Here is a 21657-nt window from a genome sequence, read left to right on the forward strand (position 1 = left end):
AAACATAAATTTTAGATATAAAAAAACCTGCATATTGCAGGATTCTTTATTGCACCATTTTAAGAAATATTAAAATGGTGCCCGAGGCCAGACTCGAACTGGCACGCTTTGTGGGCGGGGGATTTTAAATCCCCTGTGTCTACCGATTTCACCACTCGGGCATGAGCGCAATAATAAAGAACAAAATAAATCTTGGCAAGCGCATTTGCGATTATTTGCTTTCTTTTCAATCAATTCGATCATGCTTGCTATAAAAATCAGCATTTTTATCGAAAAAATGCAAAATTTCGTGGAAAATTGAGTTGTATCCCTTTGGTTTGAATGGGGTGATTTGTCGAATTGCTTGGATGGTTGGATTGCGTGAAGGTGTGAGACTTGTTTAGCTTACATTAAACTATCCATATATTCATCTAAGTCGATAAATTTATAACTTTTACACAAATCATTTTCATATTTTAATAGCTTGATATGTAATTCAAGGTATTCGGTCAGTTGTGCTTGTGATTTTTGTGCTTCAGGTGAGTCTTTTTTAGCAAGCTTTAATTTTGATTTCGCTTTTAAGACTTGTTTATATGACCAAAAACAGGCACGGCGCATTTGTTGTAATTGGTAATAATCAATATCACAGGTATTTTCCCTAAACATATTTTCCTTATAAAACTTTACAAAGCCAAAACTTAGAGCGAAAAAGAACAGTACACCTTGTAAAAACATACTTTGCATAAAGGCGATATTGAGCGTTTGTAAAATAATAATAGCAGCAAGTTTTAGGGGGATATTTTTAAATTGCAGATATAAATGTGTGGAGCTGTGTTTAATTTGTTTGATAATGATCGGCACAATCAGCATGAAAAATAACATGATGATTAATATGGCAATACCTTTGGCTTGTGTGGCATCAAATTGTTGAAAATGAGTCTCTATGTAATGTCCAAGTACAAAATCAATGCTCACAAAAATCATTGCCGCAAGCACCCAAGGGATGAATTCCCGTAATTCATCCAAAATTCCTTTGGTTTTAATTTGACTATAAAATAAATAGTTGCGTTTAAACGCTTGCGGGTATTTTTTTTCTAATAGCTGTAAATAGAGAGTGGTTTGCTGGGTTTTGCTCATATTGCTCATGAGAAGTTAAATCGGGTAGAAATAGCTTCTTATCAAATTAGAAAGTTTAGTCGGTGAATATTGTACGTGTTGAATAGAAAAGAGGGCAAGAGATTATCAAGCATTACTGATTTTAAAAAATTGATGATGCGGAAAATTTAAATCATGATTTGCATAGATGGATCTGCTGATTTGGTTTTAATCGCTTAAGAGATGTTTTATTGTGATTGGGTTGAGAATGATGGCTGTTGATAAATTTTAGGCATAAAAAACCTGCATATTGCAGGATTCTTTATTACACCATTTTAAGAAGTATTAAAATGGTGCCCGAGGCCAGACTCGAACTGGCACGCTTTGTGGGCGGGGGATTTTAAATCCCCTGTGTCTACCGATTTCACCACTCGGGCTTAACAAGATGTGGAGGTAGGAGCCGGAATCGAACCGGCATTTACGGAGTTGCAGTCCGCTGCATCGCCATTCTGCCATCCCACCATCTCTTGGTGATGCACATATTATCAATGTTTTAAAAAAAAACAATACTTATGTGAATGTGGATGCACATAATTTCGGCATATAGAATAAAATAGTCAAAATAATCATGTATTATGTGCGAAATTGATTCAGATCAACATTGGAGATGTGCCGTGGCATTAGTTTTAGATGGTCGTGCATTGGCAAAAAAAATTGAAGCTGACTTGTTAACACGTGTAGAAGCGTTAAAAGCAAAAACAGGTCGTACCCCAATTCTAGCAACAATTTTAGTTGGGGATGATGGCGCATCTGCAACGTATGTGCGTATGAAAGGAAATGCATGTCGTCGTGTCGGTATGGATTCTTTAAAAGTTGAATTGCCGACTGAAACGACAACTGAGCAATTATTGGCTGAAATTGAAAAATTAAATGCCAATCCAGATGTACACGGTATTCTTTTACAACATCCTGTGCCTGCACAAATTGATGAGCGTGCATGTTTTGATGCAATTTCATTGGCAAAAGACGTAGACGGTGTAACTTGTCTTGGTTTCGGTCGTATGGCAATGGGTGAGGCTGCTTATGGTTCAGCAACGCCTGCCGGTATCATGACGATTTTAAAAGAAAACAACATTGAAATCGCAGGTAAGCATGCGGTGGTTGTAGGTCGTTCTGCGATTTTGGGTAAACCGATGGCAGCGATGTTGCTTGAAGCAAATGCAACAGTCACTATTTGTCATTCACGTACTCAAAACCTTGCTGAGTTTGTGAAGCAAGCTGACATTATTGTGGGTGCTGTAGGTAAAGCTGAACTCATTCAAAAAGATTGGATCAAACAAGGTGCTGTTGTGGTTGATGCGGGCTTCCATCCACGTGATGGTGGTGGTGTTGGTGATATCCAACTTGTTGGGATTGAGGAAATTGCATCGGCTTATACGCCTGTTCCAGGTGGTGTAGGTCCAATGACCATTACGACTTTAATTCGTCAAACTGTAGAAGCTGCTGAGAAAGCATTAGGTTAATAAAATACCTTACCCTAACCCTCTCCTAGTAGGAGGGGGACTTTCAAGATTAAAATGAATTAAAAGAAATCTCATGAGCTGTACTTTCCAATTGCCAAAAGCCCCGCAACATTTACTTGATGCTTTGCATGAAGTGATTCCACACTGTGAATTACTTGCACAGCAGTTGCCTGAAACACCGATTTCTTTATGGTTGATTCCGCCTGTATTTCCAACCGATCGTTTAGATGATGAAGTAATTCGTCGTATTTGGAATGATACGCCGTATTGGATCTTCTGTTGGGCTTCAGGTTTGGCAATGGCGCAATGGTTACTTGCTGAGCCTCATCATGTCAAAGATAAAGTCGTGTTGGATTTTGGTGCTGGTTCAGGCGTCGTTGCGATTGCTGCGAAAATGGCAGGTGCAAAGCGTGTGATCTGTTGTGATATTGACCAAGTTAGTCTAGATGCATGTCGTGAAAATGCCTTGCTGAATGATGTTGAACTTGAGTATCTGGATGATTTATACAAAGTAGAGCAGGTTGATGTATTGCTCGCAGCCGATGTTTTATACGACCAATGTAACCGTTTTTTCTTGGATGAATTTTTAAAATTTTCCCCAGAAGTCTGGGTGGCGGACAGTCGCGTGAAAAATTTTAGTCATCCTCATTATCAAAAGTTGGATGAACGTAGTGCCACGACTTGGCCAGATCTAGATGAAGCCAAAGAGTTTCGCAATGTAAGTTTTTACAAGACGCTATAAAAAGCGTCTTTTTTATGACAAGAATTCTTGTTAGATTGCTCAAGCTCACCGTATTGTGATGCAGTTATACCTTTTAAACGATCAATAATTTTAAGCTTACATACGAAGAATTTGAAAATGCTCGAACAAAGAAAATTAGAATTGCGTGAATATCGAGAGATTTTACAGCACATGTTGAATCTATTTCAAAATGCACAATTTACTCAATTAAATCATTTTTATGATGCGATTTATCCCATCAGTTTACAGGCTAAAGTAAAGTCTAATTTACCCATTCAACAGCAGTTTTTTGAATGGTGTGAGGTGGAAAAGTTTCAAAATATAGCCCATTGGGATCAGCAGCAGCTTGCTGCGCAGTTCAATCTATGGCATCAGCAAGCACCCAGTTTATATAGTGCTTATTTGTTAGGGCAGCTTTGGAGCAATATTGCTTCAGCAGAACGTGGCTCAGACTATGCGCATACTGTTAGCCAAGCAGCATGGGATCGGGCAGAAATTGCCAAAGATATGTCGTTTTATTGGTGCATGCAAGCGATTGAAATTGATGATAAATGTCCTTGGGTGTATTTAAGCTTATTACAATTAACCGGTTTTTTGCGTTTGCCGTATTGGTTTTGGAATAGCACTCATGTTGTTTCTGCACAAGAGCATTACAGTGCTGAAAGTTTGGCATTTTTACACAGTTTAGGGCAGGCTATTCCACAAAATCTGCGTGTGCCGAGTCAACTGCCTGCACCTACTGATGAAGAAAAAGAATATCCTGTGTTGTATTGGTTAAATCGAGCTTTGGCATGCGATGCAGCGTTTAGTCCAATCTTGAGAAATTATGTTTATTATTTATACCCACGTTGGTATGGTCATGAACATGACAGCATAGATGCATTTTTACAAAGTCCAATTTGTCAAAATTTGCCACAAGAAAAATTTAATGAGTTATTAATTACCAAATATTATGATTGGTTGGAATGTGAATATCCTAATATTTCAGATCAAGCACGTGTGTTGCAATATGAAAAATTATTTGAAGACATTATTCAGTTTGACTTAAATAATTTTCGCCATACAGAGGTGCTACTGCAATATACACGCTTTTTAGATTGGAATATAACCAATGATGAGCAGCAACTTTATGGGCGAAGTTCGCATTTTGCGCAACGTTTGGTTGAAGTGGTCGATTTTTTACTGAAAGAGCATGAGTATGATTTATTTTGGGCAGTAGATGCACATGAACGTTTGGTGAGCAATCTGTGTTGGTTATTTGTCAAATTTCCTGAAATTATTCAAGATCATCTGCATTTACGTTATCGTCTATTGAGTTTGGTGCAGCCTTTTGAAGATAGTGCATTTATCATGACGATTGTCGCAGCAGCTTCTGAGGCAGGTATTTGGGGATTCCGTAAAGGCGAATACGTTTTAGACCCTGAAAAAGTCATTGCACATGATGATGCAAACAGTACCTATACGGCTGAATATGCTTTGCGACTGTTTTATGTTGATCGTCAATATGTGACGGTACATAAAATTTTGTGTGCATTGGCGGTGCAGGGACATGCACATAGTGCCTATGAGCTCAGTCTATTGTTAAAAGGTCAAGGTTTTGGTGAACATAGTGAAATGGCACACTACCGTGATGAGGACTTGTCTCGACAATGGTTAGAACAAGCGGTTGCTTTGGGGCATCCAGAAGCAATTGCTGAGCAGGCTTTACAGCGATATAACACGTTGATGGCGCAAGACAGCAAGCCGCAAACACAAGTACAAGCTATTTTGCAGCAATTAGAGCAGGCAGCACAATTAAAACAAAGTCAGGTATTTAGTTCTTATATTCACCTCATGAATAATGAGGGTACATTCGAACAGCAACAGCGCCTTTTACAGGAGATTATCCCTGAAATCATGTTGCATCAAGATTATGAGCAACATGCATGGTTGGCATATTTATATGCTTTTAGTTGTGAAGATGGTATGGGAATTGAAAAAAATCGCTATTTGGCATTGTTTTGGATCGATCAAGCTTTGCAACTTGCACCAGATGAAGAGGAATATCGGGAATTATTTGAAAAATGGCATAAGCCATCGGGGATATTTTTTGCCAAATCTCGCTTTGAAGAAAAATTAAAGCAGGGCAAAGAACATATTCCTGACTGGATGCTGCATATTGCTGCGCAATTTATGCAATTAAAAGATACAGAAACGGTATATTTTGAATAATGAGAAGATGTGGTGAGTGTTTGTAAAAATAAAAGCGCAAATCAGTTTGCGCTTTTATGTCTAGCAGCAAGAAATTTATGAACAGGTATAGCGCACGACATGTAAGGTACTTGGGCGTGTTTCAAGTGCCTGACGTGTGGCATAATTTTCACTGCTATTCATGCTTTGGGTGTTGGATAAGCCAACAGATGTACGTGAATGCCCCAATTGTACGCCGTACTGGTCTTCTGGAATTGCAGCAGGATTTGCGATTTCATTGGCACTGAGTACTGAAATTTTATAGGTTTTATGCATTCCCAAAACTTTTTGGCAAGCACGTTGTAATTTATTGGCATCAAGTTGTTGGTTTGCTCGACCTGCCAATGTATAGGCAATTGTTGCTGAAGTTGCGGTTTGATTTTCAATTTGATAACCCGTGACACCGTTATATTGGCGTGGGGTAGTTTGACAAGCGCTTAACCCTAAAATAACGAATCCTAAACCTAATAATCCAATTTTTTTCATCTTTAGTCAGTTCCACACTATTATTGTTTTAAGTATGCCATAGCTCTACAGATTTAACGATGACTGATTTGCTTATTCAAAGCATATGACTTTTGAGCAATACGCTTTAAAAAGCCATATGTTTGATTTTAAATTAATCGATATATAGGTGAATATTCAATTAATTATCAGTGATTAAACTGTGTTTTTTGGTGTCACGCATAAAGATATATGTGATGAGAGATAAGCCAATCATAAATGTAATGTAATAAAAGAAATAATTTTCATGTCCTGCATTTTTGAAACTTAAGGCCACAAGTTCGGCTGTTCCCCCAAATAAAGTATTGGCAATTGCATAAGGCAATGCGACACCTAAAGCACGAATATGGGGTGGAAATAATTCAGCTTTTACAACTGCATTGATCGCGGTATAACCTGTCACAATGATCATGCCGCTCATACATAACAAGAACGCCGTGGTTGCATCTGTTGTTGAACCTAAGTGGTTGAAAATCGGTACAGTAAATATTACACCGAGTACCCCAAACGCGATCATAATGGGTTTACGGCCGATTTTATCTGATAATGCACCAACAGCAGGTTGAAGAAGCATAAAAATGAAAATAGCGGCAGTGGTGATTTCAGTTGCAGTGGTTTTTTCAAAACCTGATGTATTGACTAAATATTTTTGTAAATAGGTGGTAAAGGTATTAAATGCTAAAGTTCCCCCAGCGGTGAGCATAATCACAGTGAAAGCTTGTTTAGGATATTTGCTAAATAAAGCCAAAGCACCTGATTTTTCACCCCCATTTTTAGCTTGTTCTTGGGCTTTTTTTGAAGACTCGGTTTCAACTAAACCACGACGAATCCAAAATACGACAATGGCAAGTAATGCACCGATGAGGAATGGAATACGCCAGCCCCAAGCATACAATGCTTCTTCACTTAAAGTACGTTGTAAGAAGATCAGCACACATAATGCTAAAAGTTGACCTGAAATTAAGGTGACATATTGGAAACTTGAGAAGAAACCACGATGATTTTTCCCTGCCATTTCGGTCAAATATGTTGCACTTGAACCATATTCACCACCTACACTTAAGCCTTGAATAAGACGTGCAAACAATAAAATGGCAGGTGCTAGCATCCCAACAGAATCATAGGTTGGCGCACAGGCAATCAGAAGGGAGCCGACACACATGAGCGAAACAGAGAGAGTTAAACCTGCTTTACGGCCCTTGCGATCTGCATAAATTCCCATAATCCATGCGCCAATAGGACGCATTAAAAAACCTAAAGCAAAAACAGCCGCTGCCTGTAAGAGCTTGACTGTGTTATTACCGTCTGGAAAAAATTGTGATGCAAAATAAAGGGTAAACGCAGCATATACGTACCAATCATACCATTCAACAAGGTTACCTGCTGAACCACCAAGGATTGATTTAAAACGTGTTTTATTATCAAGTGGCGCAGTTGCAACTTGAGTGGAAGATTCTGACACAACAATTCTCCAAGAAATGTTGGCAAAATACATCCTTTTAAGTTCTCTAAAGGAAAACTCAAAAAAATATATTTTGTGGAAAAGGGAGATTTATAAAGACCGTTATACGCCGATGTTTTTTGAGAAGTCATTCGACTTTAGTCGTAAATTTGCTTTGTAATTGAGCATGTGTATTGATCTAAAATAAATATCAATCAGAGAATAAAAAGGGAGGATGCTGATTGAAAATCAGGTATTAAAAAATTGCATGCTATAACAGAAAAATGTTGAAACTGTGTTAGATTGAATCAGATATTAAAATATAAACAATAAAACTATTTCACGATCACGGTTAAAAGGGGAAGGCAATGCAAGAACATTTAACAACATATGATGTCTGTGTGATCGGTGGTGGAATTAATGGCGTTGGAATTGCAAATGATGCTGCTGGGCGCGGGCTTTCAGTATTTTTATGTGAAAAAGACGATTTGGCGAGTCATACCTCTTCAGCGAGCAGTAAACTCATTCATGGTGGCTTACGTTATTTAGAGCACAAAGAATTTCGTTTAGTGCGTGAAGCATTGCTTGAGCGTGAAGTGCTGCTGGCGAAAGCACCGCATATTATTCGTCCACTACGTTTTATCATGCCACATCAACCACATTTAAGACCTGCATGGTTGATTCGGACAGGCTTGTTTTTCTATGATTATTTAGGCAAAAGAGAGCAATTAGCAGGCTCAAAACATGTGAAATTTCACACAGAGAATAGCCCACTTAAAAATGAAATTAGCCAAGGTTTTGAATATTCAGATTGTGTAGTAGATGACAGTCGTTTAGTGATATTAAATGCATTACAAGCCAAAGAAAAAGGCGCAAAAATTGTAACACGTTCACGCTGTTCGGCTGTAAAAAGAGAAAATGGACTATGGAAAATAGACATTGAAAACGCAAAAGGGAGTTATAACATCCAAGCTAAAGTTTTAGTTAATGCAACGGGGGCTTGGGTCACGCAATTTTTAGAACATATCGTCCAAGTCCAGTCTGAATATGCAATTCGTATGATTCAAGGTAGTCACATCATCGTGCCTAAAATGTACCCTGAAGATAAAGCTTTTATCATGCAAAATGATGATCAGCGCATCGTATTTGCGATTCCATATTTAGAAAAATTTACTTTAATTGGTACGACAGATCAGGAATATCATGCAGATCCGAATCGGGTTGAGATTACCCAAGATGAAATCGACTACCTGCTCAATGTCTGTAATGATCACTTTAAAAAACAACTGAGACAAGCTGATATTTTGCATACATTTTCTGGTGTGCGAGCGCTCTGTGATGATGAGTCTGACCAAGCTGCCGCAGTTACACGAGACTATACCTTAACTTTAGATGAGGAGATTAATCAGGCACCACTTTTGGCGATTTTTGGTGGGAAAATTACCACCTATCGTAAGTTGGCAGAAGCTGCCTTAGCGAAAATTCAACCATTTTTTAATGCGGTTGGTCAAGCATGGACTGAAAAAGCTTTGCTTCCTGGTGCTGAAAATTTATATTCAGTTGATACATTGGTGGAGCAGATTTTAGTCAAAGTTAAGGCTCTTGGAAAAGAAACAGCAATGCGTTGGGCACATGCTTATGGTACACGTGTCTGGAAATTTTTAGCGCATATTAATCATGTTCAAGAATTAGGACAGGATTTTGGCTTTGGTTTATATGCACAAGAAGTTAATTATTTGGTTGAACATGAATGGGCAATGACGAGTGAAGATATTTTAAAGCGTAGAACTAAGCTATATTTGGAGTTCAATGGCGAACAAATTCAAGCATTGGATACATATTTGATTGAACTACATGCAAGAAGGCTGCAAAAAGATGTTGCATAAGAAGAGCTTTATATTTTATTAAGTGGTTTTATTGTGAGGTGAAGGGGCGTTGTTAACACCCCTGAATTGACATTAAATTTCTGTTCCACCAAGGGCTTTACAATTAAATGCAGTATTAATTTTTACCATTGTTCCCATACCAACAGGACGTACAATGCGCCAAGGCCAAAAGCCAAAACGTTGACTTGCTGTGTAGTTAATTACAGCATTGGCTTGGTATTTGTCAGCAATTTGGTGTAAGCGTGGATACAAGTCGGTAAAGCCACCATAAGTACCTTTGCCAACTTTAATTTTTTTAATGGTTTTAAATTCTACAGACGGTGTGCCACTGAATAAGCAAAGTGATGACTGTATTGCTGATGATGTATCTTCATTTGCAAAGGCGAAGCCAGAACAAAGTGCTAGGCTGAGACTGATGAATACAACTTTTTTCATTGTGATCCCCATTAAAAATGTTGTTTGAATAATTTATAGGTGTTTCATCTATAATAAAAAAGACCGCACTTGGCGGTCTTTTATAACTTAATTGTCTAAATTAAGCAGATTTTTTAACAGCTTCTAAAAGTTCGTCTTGGCGAGCTTTAAGTGCTTTAGGTAAACGATCACCCAATTTATTGAACAATTCAGTGTGGCTTTCAAGTTCTTTGATCCATTGATCTTTGTCTTGAGAGGTTACAAGTTCAAATTGCTCTTTAGTGAAGTCAGAACCTGTCCAGTTTAATTGTTCAAATGTTGGAACACGCCCAATTGGTGTATCAACAGCAGTCGCACGACCTTCACAACGGTCAATGATCCACTCAAGAACACGCATGTTTTGACCGAAACCAGGCCATACGAAGTTACCTTCAGCATCACGGCGGAACCAGTTTACATTGTAGATCCCTGGAAGTTTGTTACCCGCAGCTTTCGCTTTAGCAGCAACTTGTTCACCAAGCTCTAACCAATGAGAGAAATAGTCAGCCATGTTGTAACCAGCAAATGGAAGCATTGCAAACGGGTCACGACGAACAATACCTTGTTGACCCACTGCAGCAGCAGTCGTTTCAGAGCCCATAGTCGCAGCTTTATAAACACCGTCAACCCAGTCAAATGCTTCTGAAATTAAAGGAACAGTGTCTGCACGACGACCGCCGAAGATGAACGCAGAAATTGGAACACCTGCTGGATTTTCCCAGTCAGCATCAATAGAAGGACATTGACCTGCTGAAACTGTGAAGCGTGCATTTGGATGAGCTGCTTTTTCTTCACCTGTATGAGGTTGACCTTTCCAGTTTGTAAGGTTTGCAGGTACTTCTTTAGAAAGACCTTCCCACCATACTTCACCGTTGTCAGTGACAGCAACGTTGGTATAAATCACATCTTTATGAAGTGTTGCCATACAGTTTGGGTTGGTTTTGGTATTTGTACCTGGTGCTACACCAAAGAAACCAGCTTCAGGGTTGATTGCATATAGACGACCGTCTTCACCTGGTTTGATCCAAGCAATGTCATCACCTACAGTTTCAATTTTCCAACCTTCATAACCTGCAGGTGGAATCAACATTGCAAAGTTGGTTTTACCACAAGCAGATGGGAATGCAGCTGCGATGTAATGTTTTTCACCTTGAGGGTTTGTTACACCCAAGATTAACATGTGTTCAGCTAACCAACCTTGTTGACGACCCATAGAAGATGCAATACGTAATGCTAAGCATTTTTTACCGAGCAATGCGTTACCGCCATAACCTGAACCAAAAGACCAGATTTCACGCGTTTCTGGGTAATGCACGATATATTTTTCAGGGTTGCAAGGCCAAGCAACATCTTTTTGACCTTCAGCAAGTGGTGCACCAACAGTGTGTACACAAGGGATGTACTCACCATCTGTACCTAGAACGTCATAAACAGCTTTGCCCATACGAGCCATTTTACGCATACTTACTGCAACATAAGGAGAGTCGGTAAGTTCAATACCGATATGCGCAATATGAGAACCTAAAGGTCCCATAGAGAAAGGAACAACGTACATCGTACGACCTTCCATTGCGCCATCAAACAAACCGTTAAGACGAGCACGCATTTCTGCAGGAGCTTCCCAGTTGTTTGTCGCACCAGCATCTTCTTGTTTTTCAGAGCAGATGTATGTACGACCTTCAACACGCGCTACGTCGGACGGATCAGAATTCGCTAAATACGAACCAGGATGTTTTTCTTGGTTCAAAGCTTGCATAGTGCCGTTCGCGATCATCAAGTCGATATAACGTTGATTTTCTTCTTCGCTTCCGTCACACCATTCAATTTTTGCAGGTTTAGTTAATTTAGCAATCTCTTCAACCCATGCAATCAGCTTGGGATGACGAACGAATTCTGGTGCGTTCACTTGGGTCATGGTGAGGCCTATCTCAAAAGTGTACAATTGTGCTGTACAAAATAAAACCTAAATGAAGGGTGCTTCATCTAGATTTAAGTATGAAAAAAAGTGGGCGTATTAAACCATATATTCATAAAAAAAATAAGACTAAAGGCGTAAAAGATACTAAATGTAATATTTTTGATAAACTAATGATTATTAATTAAATAGTGGTTTTTTTGTTGTGAAAATAATCATATCAATAAAAATAATGTATATTATTTTTTTTAGAAATGTTTTTAATTATCAATGCTTAGTTATTGAAACATGATTAAGGATAATTATTGATTAAATAAATGGTGTTAATTCAAATTTTACATAAAGGTACTTTTAAACGCTTAAAAAAACATCAAAAATAAACAAGTTACTCTAAAAATAAATGAATTATGAACATTCAGTTAAGACCCCTCTCACTTATTTATAATGAAAAGTCGGGATTTCATGCTCGACATAAAGAACACTTCTATGAAGAAATGATGACGATTTGGACATTGCATGGTTTTGAAATTCAAGTTTTCGAAATTTCATCTCAACCCAATATTCAAAGTTTGATGAAGGAGGTCTTTCAGCGCCATCATCAATATGCACATCAAGGGATCATCGTTGCAGCAGGTGGCGATGGTACCTTGAATGCGGTGGCATCTCAGTTGATGCATCACGATATTCCCATGGGAATTTTACCTTTGGGAACATTTAACTATGTTGCACGGGTGTTAAATATTCCCTTAGACCTTTTAAAGGCAGCACAAGTCATTGCTACAGGGCAACCCCGTGCAGTGCATGTTGCGTGTATTAATGATCAGATTTATTTGAATAATGCCAGTTTAGGTTTATATCCGCTCTTTATTAAAAAACGCGAAATTTATAATAAAAAATGGGGGAGATTCCCTCTAAATGCTTATACTTCAGGTTTAGATGTCTTAATTCGAGATCGTAAAGAATTAAAGTTAGAAGTACAAGTGGATGGACAAAAGTATCCTGTTAAAACACCCTTAATTTTCTTTGGAAATAATCAGTTGCAATTACAAGAAATGAAATTAAAAATTGCCAAATGTGCTGAGGTTGGTTTGATTGCAGGAGTCGTGATTGCCAAAGGAGACAAAGCCACTTTATTTAAAACGTTGTTTCAAACCATACGTGGGAAATTGGAAAATGCTTCAGATGTGTATAGTTTTGGTGCACAAAAAGTCATTGTCTATTCAAAAAAGCCTAAACTTACCGTTGCATTAGATGGTGAAATTGTTGAAATGACGACGCCTTTAAAATTACATGTTGAAAAAAATGCGTTAAATATTATGGTGTCACATGTTACTTCATCTGTCTGACTTGCATTTTGGAACGGAGAGGCAAGTGTGTATTGAGGCCATACAAACATTTTGTGCCCAACATCGACCAGAAGTTATTGTAGTGAGTGGTGATCTGACTCAGCGTGCCAAGTTAAGCCAATTTTATCGTTGTAAACAATTTTTAGAATCATTAAATACGCCTTATGTAGTGATTCCAGGCAATCACGATATTCCACTTTATCAGCTTTGGAAAAGAACTTTTCGTCCATTTACCTTGTATCAACTGTTTTTTGGCAGTTTAGAAAAAACCTTGATGACCCAGCATTTTTATATTGTGGGGCAAAATAGTATTCGTCGACGTTATCACACACGGGGACATATTTCTTTACAGCAGATTCAGAAAGTCTCTCAGTTGTTGAGTATTGCTCCACAAGATAAATTAAAAATTGTGACGACACATCAACCATTTTTTATTGAGCCTACTAGTAAACATGTCAAAGACCGTCCTATTTTGGCAAGGTTGGCAGCAAAAGCATGGGGTGAGAAAGATGCTTATGCGATTTTGCATGGACATTTACATCAAGTCGCCGTACATGATTTAAATCAGATTTTTCATTTAGGACTTTCTCATCCTTTATATGATGTCATTGCGGCAACAGCAACTTCTGACCGTTTACATGGCGCACAACCCAATGGTTTTAATGTGCTACATATTGATGGCCGTTTTATGCATTATGTTTTTGATGAACGCTCAAAAAGTTTTGTCATAAAAGAAACTTAACTGCCTGTTTTGTTGTGTTTGTTTAAAAAATAAACAAAATACTTGAAATATTTTTGCATTTCCCCTTGAAGCGTTTTTTTCCATCCCCACAACAGTGTCATATCAAAATTTTGTTGATGACCTAGGAATAAGAAGTCATCTTTTCCCTACAATCAATGGCATTTTTTAAATGTCTATGGAGTTTAAAATGAGCAATATTCGTCCTTTACATGACAATGTCGTTATTCGCCGTGTTGAAAAAGAAACAAAGACTGCGGGTGGGTTAATTCTTAGTACTTCAGCAGCAGAGCAACCAGCACAAGGTGAAATCCTTGCTGTTGGTAACGGCAAAATTACAGACAATGGTGTACGTGCATTAGATGTAAAAGTAGGCGATAACGTATTGTTTGGTGCATATGCGGGTACGAAAGTAAAAGTTGATGGTGAAGAGCTTCTAGTGATGAAAGAGTCTGATATTTTAGCCGTATTAGAAGGCTAATTTAAATTTTTGTTCTCTCATTCTTGATTGTAAAGAAACTAACAATATTTGGAGTTAAACATGTCAGCTAAAGACGTAAAATTTGGTGATTCAGCACGTTCAAAAATGATTGCGGGTGTTAATACACTTGCTGATGCAGTAAAAGTTACTTTAGGTCCTAAAGGTCGTAATGTTGTAATTGATCGTTCTTTCGGGGCGCCGCACATCACTAAAGATGGTGTCACTGTTGCTAAAGAAATTGCGTTGAAAGACAAATTTGAAAATATGGGTGCGCAATTGGTACGTGAAGTATCAAGCAAAACCAATGACATTGCAGGTGATGGTACAACAACCGCAACTGTGCTTGCGCAAGCAATTCTGAATGAAGGGATCAAATCTGTAACTGCAGGTATGAACCCAATGGACCTTAAGCGTGGTATCGACCTTGCTGTAAAAGCTCTCGTTACTGAAATCAAAGCAACTGCTAAACCTGCTTCAGATACGAAAGCTATTGAACAAGTGGGTTCGATTTCTGCTAACTCAGATGAAACAGTAGGTAAGTTGATTGCGCAAGCAATGGAACGTGTGGGTAAAGAAGGTGTCATCACTGTTGAAGAAGGTTCAGGCTTTGAAGATGCACTTGACGTTGTAGAAGGTATGCAGTTTGACCGTGGTTATATCAGTCCATACTTTGCCAACAAACAAGACACTTTAACAGCAGAACTTGAAAACCCATTCATTCTTCTTGTTGATAAAAAAGTTAGTAATATCCGTGAATTGATTACAGTTTTAGAAGCTGTTGCGAAAACAGGTAAGCCGCTTTTAATCATCGCTGAAGATGTTGAAGGCGAAGCGTTGGCAACACTTGTTGTGAACAATATGCGTGGTATTATTAAAGTATGTGCGGTTAAAGCGCCTGGTTTTGGTGATCGTCGTAAAGCAATGCTTCAAGATATCGCGATCTTAACAGGTGCGACTGTAATTTCTGAAGAAGTAGGCATGACTTTAGAACAAGCTACACTTCAAGATTTAGGTACTGCACATAAAGTTACAGTGTCTAAAGAAAATACAGTGATTGTGGATGGTGCGGGCGATGCAAATCAAATTGCTGAACGTGTGACTCAAATCCGTGCACAAATCGAAGAATCTACTTCAGAATACGACAAAGAAAAACTTCAAGAACGTGTTGCTAAATTAGCAGGCGGTGTTGCAGTGATTAAAATTGGTGCTGCAACTGAAGTTGAAATGAAAGAGAAGAAAGACCGTGTTGACGATGCGCTTCATGCAACTCGTGCTGCGGTTGAAGAAGGTGTTGTTGCTGGTGGTGGTGTTGCACTTGTTCGCGCTGCAAAAGCCCTTGATGGTGTTACTGGTGCAAACGATGATCAAAATGTTGGGATCAATATTTTACGCCGTGCAATTGAAGCGCCTTTACGTCAAATTGTTGCAAACGCAGGTGATGAACCTTCAGTTGTGATTAATGCTGTGAAAAATGGCGAAGGTAACTTCGGTTATAATGCGGCAACTTCTGAGTATGGTGACATGCTAGAAATGGGTATTCTTGACCCCGCTAAAGTGACTCGTTCTGCGCTTGAACATGCTGCATCTGTAGCAGGTTTAATGTTGACCACTGAATGTATGATTACTGATATTCCAGAAGACAAACCAGCAATGCCTGATATGGGTGGTATGGGCGGTATGGGCGGTATGATGTAAGCTGCTCTGCGTCTGTAATGTCGAGAATCTAATTTTTAGTAGCGTAAGCTTTTGCACTTAATTCTACTTAAAATAATTTTCTTTTTAAAGAAAAAGCCTGATGTCAATCATCAGGCTTTTTTAATTGATATATTTATATTAATTTTAGATATACAAAAAACTGTATATTGTGATAAATTATTTTGAATAAATGAGAACTATATTGCTTATTTGGGTTTGTTTTTTGATTATAAGATGATATTAAGTTACTTGTTTAATGTAAAAAACTTAAACAGGTCTGACTAAACTTTTGTTATATTTAAATATATGAATTTATGAAAATATTTATAATGCTAGATAGGATTTTTTTGATGAATAGCTTGTATTTTTATCAAAATATGGTTTAAAATTGTATCAATGCAAATTTTCTTGACTAAAAATGAAAATTCAAAATAACGAAGATCACATAAGCAATGTACAACCTAGACTATTAGAGTTAGAGAAAGTTGTGATCCCCAAACAAGAGCTTCAATATTTATACTCAAAAATTAGAGAGTACGAAGTTTTAGTTAAAAACTATGAGGATCAGTTGAAAATTTTTATGGAAGGTAAAATTCATCAATCAAGTCTTTAATGATTCTTTTTTGATTTATTTTTAAACTTTTAAATTTGATGAAATAATCTAGATCTGTTGAATCAATAACATCAGAAATATTTGATATTGATGAACTATCTCCAAATCTAAGCCATTGACTGGATACTTTTAGCCAAATTGCTAAAAGAGCAAGTTTATCTTGGTTAGGAATAGCCTTACCTAGTAACCAATTATTCGCTGATTGGACGCTAATGGGTTGTCCACTATAGCGATTATTAAATTCATTGGCTAGAAAAGTAGGGCTAATAGGATGGTTAGATTCATTCAAGGCTTGCTTTAAACGATGTGAAAATAACAGTTTTTCCTGTTGATTACTCATGACAATTTCGAAAATGGGAGATAGTTTAATTTTATACTTTTTTTAAGCAATGTGTTTATATATTTGTATATGTTTTGCTTGTATAAAGAATATCTTAGAAGAATTGAACATAAAAAAAATTGTTAAAAGTGTTATTAAAAACTTATATAAATAGGCTTATATATTCATGATTTTTGTTTTTTATTATAATTATCAGATTCTTATATCTTATTTTTTATTTGCTTAAACATTTTAAGCTAAATCAGAATCACTTGTAAGTTATGTGTAACATTCAACAACCTTGTTATTGAATTTAAATATACAAAGTTTTTATGAAATTGTTTTGGTCTAGAGTCATCAATTGAATGTTTCATCTAATTAATAAATTCTTCAATGAGATGTCTACTTAATTAAATTCTATAAAGCGTATTTGTGCCATATATTTGTTGTTATTCATTATTAACTTTATCTTAATTTTTTTCATATTATTTAATAAAAAATTAATAAAAAGACGAAAAAATCCATTTTTAAACTAAAAGTTGAAAAATATAAGGTTTTTTTATACAAAATATACGTATTTTGTTTTTTTAAGTTGTTGATTTATATTTTTTTTTAAAAAAAATATAAAAATAAGTATTAATTGTATTTAATTTTAATCAAATTTTGATTGATATTGTAAGTGAATTTTTTTATGATGAGCGAGTTGTCGCTAATAGCGGCTGGGTAAGACGGCGAACTTCCCGAATAACCAAGCATTCGTCTCAGTTTTGCTGGTTTACATCATCCTAGGGTAAGCCAGTCTTTTTATAAAAATTGAAGGAAATTGTATGAAATTCCAAAAAACGTTTTTAGCAATGAGTTTAGCAGTAGTAGCAGGGTCAGCAAGTGCAGCAGTTGTATCTCAACAAGCTAAACCTGTACAAGTAACAGAAGGTCTAGTAAACACAAATCCAATTTATGCGGATGGTTATGTAAATGCACCTGTACATGGTTATCATGCGACTCAATCAGCTGTAATTGATCAAGATATTGATTGGTTGCCAACTATTCTTGTAGATGCAAATAATAAACGTATTGACTTAGGTTCAGGTACTGTGAACGGTACTTCTAAACCAGGTGAAGCTGTAAAATATGACGTGTTTAAATATAAAACTAAAGATGGTACAACAGTTTACCGTTTTGAAAACACAAAAGATGGTACAAAAATTCCAGGTAACTATGTAGCTGATGCGACAGGTAAATTAACTGAATACAAAGGTACATCTGAAATTGATCCGAACACTTTACAAAAAGGTGGTCAGATTGCTGGTCAAACAGGTTCTACAAATGTAACTGGTTTTGAAAATCGTCAAGTTAATGGTGAACATGTACTTTATGGTTATCAAGGTGGTAGCAGTGTAAATGCTGGTTCCATTAAAGGTGATGTTGTTGCTCCAGATGGCACAGGTACGAATGAACATTTATATGGTGACTTAGGTGCTAAACAAACAGCGTCTAACGAAGTTCGTTATGTTCAACAAGGTATCTTAGCGAATACTGGTGCAGGTCCTGCTCTTGATCCTGCTAAAAACATCTATGGTGTTAGTGCACGTGACAACAATAATGTTGTAATGATGACGGGTAATGGTATTGCACTTGCTGACCTTTCAAACAAAGGCACTTTACAAACTGATGGTAGCGTTGCTAGTTCAGTGTTGAAAAAAGCGGATACTCAAGGTGTTCAAAAAACTCGTGAATATTTAGTAAATGGTAAGCGTGTTCTAGAAGTATATAATAACGATGCTGGTCGTGAACTTGCTTCAAAATATTACGAAATCATTGGTAATGGTCAAGATCTAGCTGAGTGGAAAGGTGCAACTCCTGTACTAGGTACACACACTAAAACAGGTACAGCTGAATTTAACTCAGGTATCTATGACGTTTCTAAAGTACACAATACTGTAACAAACAAAAATGTAACTTACAGCGAATCAGTAGCAGTTGTTAAACAAGACCAAGTAAAAGCGGGTATTACAACTCCAGGTGCAGCTACAACTGACATCAATAAAACATTTACTGGTTCTACGACAAGCGAAACTAAACAACAAGTTTCTACTGGTGTAATCGGTACAACTAAAGATGGTAATACGTACGGTACTGAAGTTAGCAAAACTGTAACAGCTGATGGTAAGACTACAACTGAGAAAACAACAATCACAGCTGGTGGTATTACAACAACTGGTACAATTGACGCAAAAGATTATAAAATCAACGGTGTAAGTATTGTTGATAATATTAAAACTTCGGTGGATGGTGCTGTTGCTGGTGCAACTGAAGCAATCGATAAAAAAGTTGCTCAAGTTGACGAAAAAATTGTTGAAGTTGATAAGCGTTTAACTGAATTTAATACAACTGCTAGTAATTTAAATAGCCGTGTTGATCAGTTAAATGGTCGTATCGATGATGTTGAAGAAACTGCTTACCGCGGTATTGCAATTGCGTTAGCTGCTCAACAAGCAATTCCTAATATTGGTGCAGGTCAAACTGCAGTATTTGGTGGTGTAGGTCACTATGAAGGTGAATCTGCTGGTGCACTTGGTGTAGCTACTGTATTTGGTGATGGTCGTACATCTTTAAGTGGTGCGATTGGTGTTGCTGGTGGTGGTGAAGTTGGTGGCCGTGTAGGTGTTGCTTACGTATTCGGTGGAAAATAATATTTTCTAATCGAATGAAAAATAAAAAATCCTCGCTTTATGCGAGGATTTTTTATTTTAATATTTAAAATATTGTTTTATAAAAATAAAATAATACACCAAGTGCTAAAAATAATGGTTAGAGCAACGAATTGTGCTGCACTGCCCATGTCTTTGGCATTTTTAGACAACTCATGACGTTCTAATGAGATTCGGTCGACCACTGCTTCTAAAGCTGAATTAAATAATTCAACAATGATTGCAAGTAAGCACACCGCAATCATGACAGCTTGTTCAGCGGCATTGACTTCTAAGAAAAACGTGATCGGAATTAAAATAATATTTAACAAAAGGATTTGTCGAAAAGCAGCTTCGTGTTGAAAAGCAGCTTTGAAGCCCGCAAGTGAATAGCCTGTTGCGTTTAAAATACGTTTAAAGCCTTTTGTACCTTTAAGAGGGGAATAGTCACTCATATTCTTTGTTGCGATTGGAGATTGAACGCGATTTTATAATTTTAAACTTAAAAGTGAATTAATTTTCTGAAGTTATTTGAAAAATATGGAATAAAAACTGCCCAATAGATCTATTTGGTCTATTGAGCAACTTATAAATCTGCGGTCTAAAAGCCCCCTAAGTGACTTAAACTGTCATTATGTACAGGTGCTTTATATTCTTTATTTTATTGATGGATTTTCTTTTAAATAGGCATTCAAGCTTTTACGACCTAAACCTGGATCATCAGTAAACACACCATCAACACCTGCTTTAAAGTACATTTCAAATTCTTTTGCTGCACCTGATTCACAGCGCTGTGCTGCATCTATTTCTTTTTGACTACATTTGAAATCTTTGGCTAAGAAATGATTCTCAGGACGGAATGTATATGGATGAACTTTTAAACCAACGGCATGTGCATTTTTGACAAAGTCTGATGGTGCGGTAAATGTCTCATTGAAAATATAAGGTTTCCAAGGTCCAACGCCGTCAGCATATTCTGCCACCATTTTTAAACCTTGAGCTGTCGCCATGTCTGCATACTTGGTTTTATTGTTCTGTTCAACGAAGTCAGCAGGTTGTGTCTCTTTGTCATCATAAAGTTGAATGATTTTCGCATGTTTTAAGGTTTTATGGAGTGTAAGTTGATCTTTTAAATATTTTAAATTGCTGACTTCAAAAGATTGTAAGTAAATAGGTGCAATATCACGGGTATATTTATATTTTGCCAAAGTTTTCAGTAAAGTATCTTCCATGGCTAAATTTTGTTTTTGGAAATAAGTCGGATGTTTGGTTTCGATATATAAACCAATAATTTTTCCTGTTTTTTTATAATGAGCATCAGCCAGTTCAATAATTTGTTCTAAGGTTGGAATCGCAAATTGATCATTATATTGGGTATTTTCAGGTCGTTGTTTGGGAATACGTTCACGGGCTTTGACTTGATTAAGTTCAGCCAAAGTAAAGTCTTCGGTAAACCAACCTGTATGAGGTGTGCCATCAATCACTTTGGTTTTCTGACGATCGGCAAATTGTGCTAGGGCACTGACATTTGATGTGCCGCCTATTTCATTTTCATGGCGGGCAACCAATACACCGTCTTGGGTTGAAACTAAATCTGGTTCAATAAAATCTGCGCCATCATCAATGGCTTTTTGATAGGCTGCTAAGGTATGTTCTGGACGTAGGGCACTTGCGCCACGATGTCCCACAATAATAATTTTAGGTTCGCTATATTCGGGCTTTATTGGTGCAGATGTAGAATCATCATTGTTATCATCATTACAAGCAGTCAATGCAGCCAATACGCTCAAACTCAGTATTGTTTTTTTAAGCATCGTATCCTCTATTTTAAAATCAGTTTAGTTCATTCAATGTGAGGTAATTTTCTTGCAAATTTATGAATTAGATTATTTTACTTACAAAAAATCATTTTTAAGCTTCTTCATATTTCCTACTTATTTGATTTTCTACACAGTTTTTCTGTTATTTATTCTTGTGTTTTTTATATAAGTCACAGAATATCCATAT

The 21657-nt window shown here is 37.0% G+C and carries 17 protein-coding genes and 3 tRNA genes; 9 read left to right on the forward strand and 11 right to left on the reverse strand.

Annotated features, from left to right (window positions below):
• Positions 1–75: 75 nt before the first annotated feature.
• From HUV91_RS00820 to HUV91_RS00835, 4 genes are all read right to left on the reverse strand, one after another.
• Positions 76–161, reverse strand: a tRNA-Leu gene (locus HUV91_RS00820).
• 223 nt (positions 162–384) lie between these two features.
• Positions 385–1116, reverse strand: coding sequence for a hypothetical protein (locus HUV91_RS00825; protein ID WP_174492214.1), 732 nt, complete (start codon positions 1114–1116; stop codon positions 385–387).
• Positions 1117–1425: 309 nt separating this feature from the next.
• Positions 1426–1511 (reverse strand) — tRNA-Leu (locus tag HUV91_RS00830).
• 11 nt (positions 1512–1522) lie between these two features.
• Positions 1523–1596, reverse strand: a tRNA-Cys gene (locus tag HUV91_RS00835).
• A 152-nt stretch (positions 1597–1748) separates the two neighbouring features.
• Here HUV91_RS00835 and folD point away from each other — a divergent pair.
• From folD to HUV91_RS00850, 3 genes are all read left to right on the forward strand, one after another.
• Positions 1749–2597 (forward strand): bifunctional methylenetetrahydrofolate dehydrogenase/methenyltetrahydrofolate cyclohydrolase FolD, encoded by an 849-nt coding sequence (gene folD / locus HUV91_RS00840; protein WP_174492215.1) that lies wholly within the window; start codon positions 1749–1751, stop codon positions 2595–2597.
• 73 nt (positions 2598–2670) lie between these two features.
• On the forward strand, positions 2671–3339 hold the full coding sequence (locus HUV91_RS00845; RefSeq protein WP_174492216.1) for a class I SAM-dependent methyltransferase: 669 nt from the start codon (positions 2671–2673) through the stop codon (positions 3337–3339).
• Between the two features lie 117 nt (positions 3340–3456).
• Complete coding sequence (locus tag HUV91_RS00850; protein WP_174492217.1) at positions 3457–5550, forward strand: DUF4034 domain-containing protein; 2094 nt, start codon at positions 3457–3459, stop codon at positions 5548–5550.
• 75 nt (positions 5551–5625) lie between these two features.
• Here the strand turns inward: HUV91_RS00850 and HUV91_RS00855 are convergent, their stop codons facing one another.
• Both HUV91_RS00855 and HUV91_RS00860 read right to left on the reverse strand, forming a co-directional pair.
• Positions 5626–6054 carry a hypothetical protein gene (locus HUV91_RS00855; protein WP_174492218.1) on the reverse strand — a complete coding sequence of 143 codons (429 nt, stop codon included), beginning with the start codon at positions 6052–6054 and terminating at the stop codon, positions 5626–5628.
• A gap of 160 nt (positions 6055–6214) precedes the next feature.
• On the reverse strand, positions 6215–7534 hold the full coding sequence (locus HUV91_RS00860; RefSeq protein WP_174492219.1) for an MFS transporter: 1320 nt from the start codon (positions 7532–7534) through the stop codon (positions 6215–6217).
• Positions 7535–7881: 347 nt separating this feature from the next.
• On the opposite strand from HUV91_RS00860, the gene glpD reads away from it, so the two are divergent.
• Positions 7882–9399, forward strand: coding sequence for a glycerol-3-phosphate dehydrogenase (gene glpD / locus HUV91_RS00865; RefSeq protein ID WP_174492220.1), 1518 nt, complete (start codon positions 7882–7884; stop codon positions 9397–9399).
• 72 nt (positions 9400–9471) lie between these two features.
• Here glpD and HUV91_RS00870 read toward each other — a convergent pair whose 3' ends face one another.
• Together HUV91_RS00870 and HUV91_RS00875 are read right to left on the reverse strand one after the other, a co-directional pair.
• Positions 9472–9834 (reverse strand): hypothetical protein, encoded by a 363-nt coding sequence (locus HUV91_RS00870; RefSeq protein ID WP_174492221.1) that lies wholly within the window; start codon positions 9832–9834, stop codon positions 9472–9474.
• Between the two features lie 100 nt (positions 9835–9934).
• Positions 9935–11767 (reverse strand): phosphoenolpyruvate carboxykinase (GTP), encoded by a 1833-nt coding sequence (locus tag HUV91_RS00875; protein ID WP_174492222.1) that lies wholly within the window; start codon positions 11765–11767, stop codon positions 9935–9937.
• A 407-nt stretch (positions 11768–12174) separates the two neighbouring features.
• Here HUV91_RS00875 and HUV91_RS00880 point away from each other — a divergent pair, with 407 nt between their 5' ends.
• From HUV91_RS00880 to groL, 4 genes are all read left to right on the forward strand, one after another.
• The gene (locus tag HUV91_RS00880) at positions 12175–13113 is read left to right on the forward strand and encodes a diacylglycerol/lipid kinase family protein (RefSeq protein ID WP_174492223.1); all 939 of its coding nucleotides are present in this window, start codon (positions 12175–12177) and stop codon (positions 13111–13113) included.
• Positions 13094–13855 (forward strand): metallophosphoesterase family protein, encoded by a 762-nt coding sequence (locus tag HUV91_RS00885; protein WP_174492224.1) that lies wholly within the window; start codon positions 13094–13096, stop codon positions 13853–13855. The genes HUV91_RS00880 and HUV91_RS00885 overlap by 20 nt, the downstream gene beginning before the upstream one ends.
• A 187-nt stretch (positions 13856–14042) precedes the next feature.
• Positions 14043–14333, forward strand: a complete 291-nt coding sequence (locus HUV91_RS00890) for a co-chaperone GroES (RefSeq protein ID WP_130074908.1) — start codon at positions 14043–14045, stop codon at positions 14331–14333.
• Positions 14334–14393: 60 nt separating this feature from the next.
• On the forward strand, positions 14394–16028 hold the full coding sequence (gene groL, locus HUV91_RS00895) for a chaperonin GroEL (RefSeq protein ID WP_130074907.1): 1635 nt from the start codon (positions 14394–14396) through the stop codon (positions 16026–16028).
• A 578-nt stretch (positions 16029–16606) separates the two neighbouring features.
• Here groL and HUV91_RS00900 read toward each other — a convergent pair.
• Complete coding sequence (locus HUV91_RS00900) at positions 16607–16981, reverse strand: hypothetical protein (RefSeq protein WP_174492225.1); 375 nt, start codon at positions 16979–16981, stop codon at positions 16607–16609.
• A gap of 806 nt (positions 16982–17787) precedes the next feature.
• On the opposite strand from HUV91_RS00900, the gene HUV91_RS16550 reads away from it, so the two are divergent.
• Positions 17788–19653 (forward strand): YadA-like family protein, encoded by a 1866-nt coding sequence (locus tag HUV91_RS16550; protein WP_228721823.1) that lies wholly within the window; start codon positions 17788–17790, stop codon positions 19651–19653.
• Between the two features lie 77 nt (positions 19654–19730).
• Here the strand turns inward: HUV91_RS16550 and HUV91_RS00910 are convergent, their stop codons facing one another.
• On the reverse strand, positions 19731–20105 hold the full coding sequence (locus HUV91_RS00910) for a diacylglycerol kinase (RefSeq protein ID WP_174492226.1): 375 nt from the start codon (positions 20103–20105) through the stop codon (positions 19731–19733).
• A 201-nt stretch (positions 20106–20306) separates the two neighbouring features.
• Positions 20307–21464 (reverse strand): glycerophosphodiester phosphodiesterase, encoded by a 1158-nt coding sequence (locus HUV91_RS00915; RefSeq protein ID WP_174492227.1) that lies wholly within the window; start codon positions 21462–21464, stop codon positions 20307–20309.
• Between the last annotated feature and the right edge of the window lie 193 nt (positions 21465–21657).

Source organism: Acinetobacter sp. Marseille-Q1623, from assembly GCF_902809895.1.
Lineage (GTDB): Bacteria > Pseudomonadota > Gammaproteobacteria > Pseudomonadales > Moraxellaceae > Acinetobacter > Acinetobacter piscicola_A.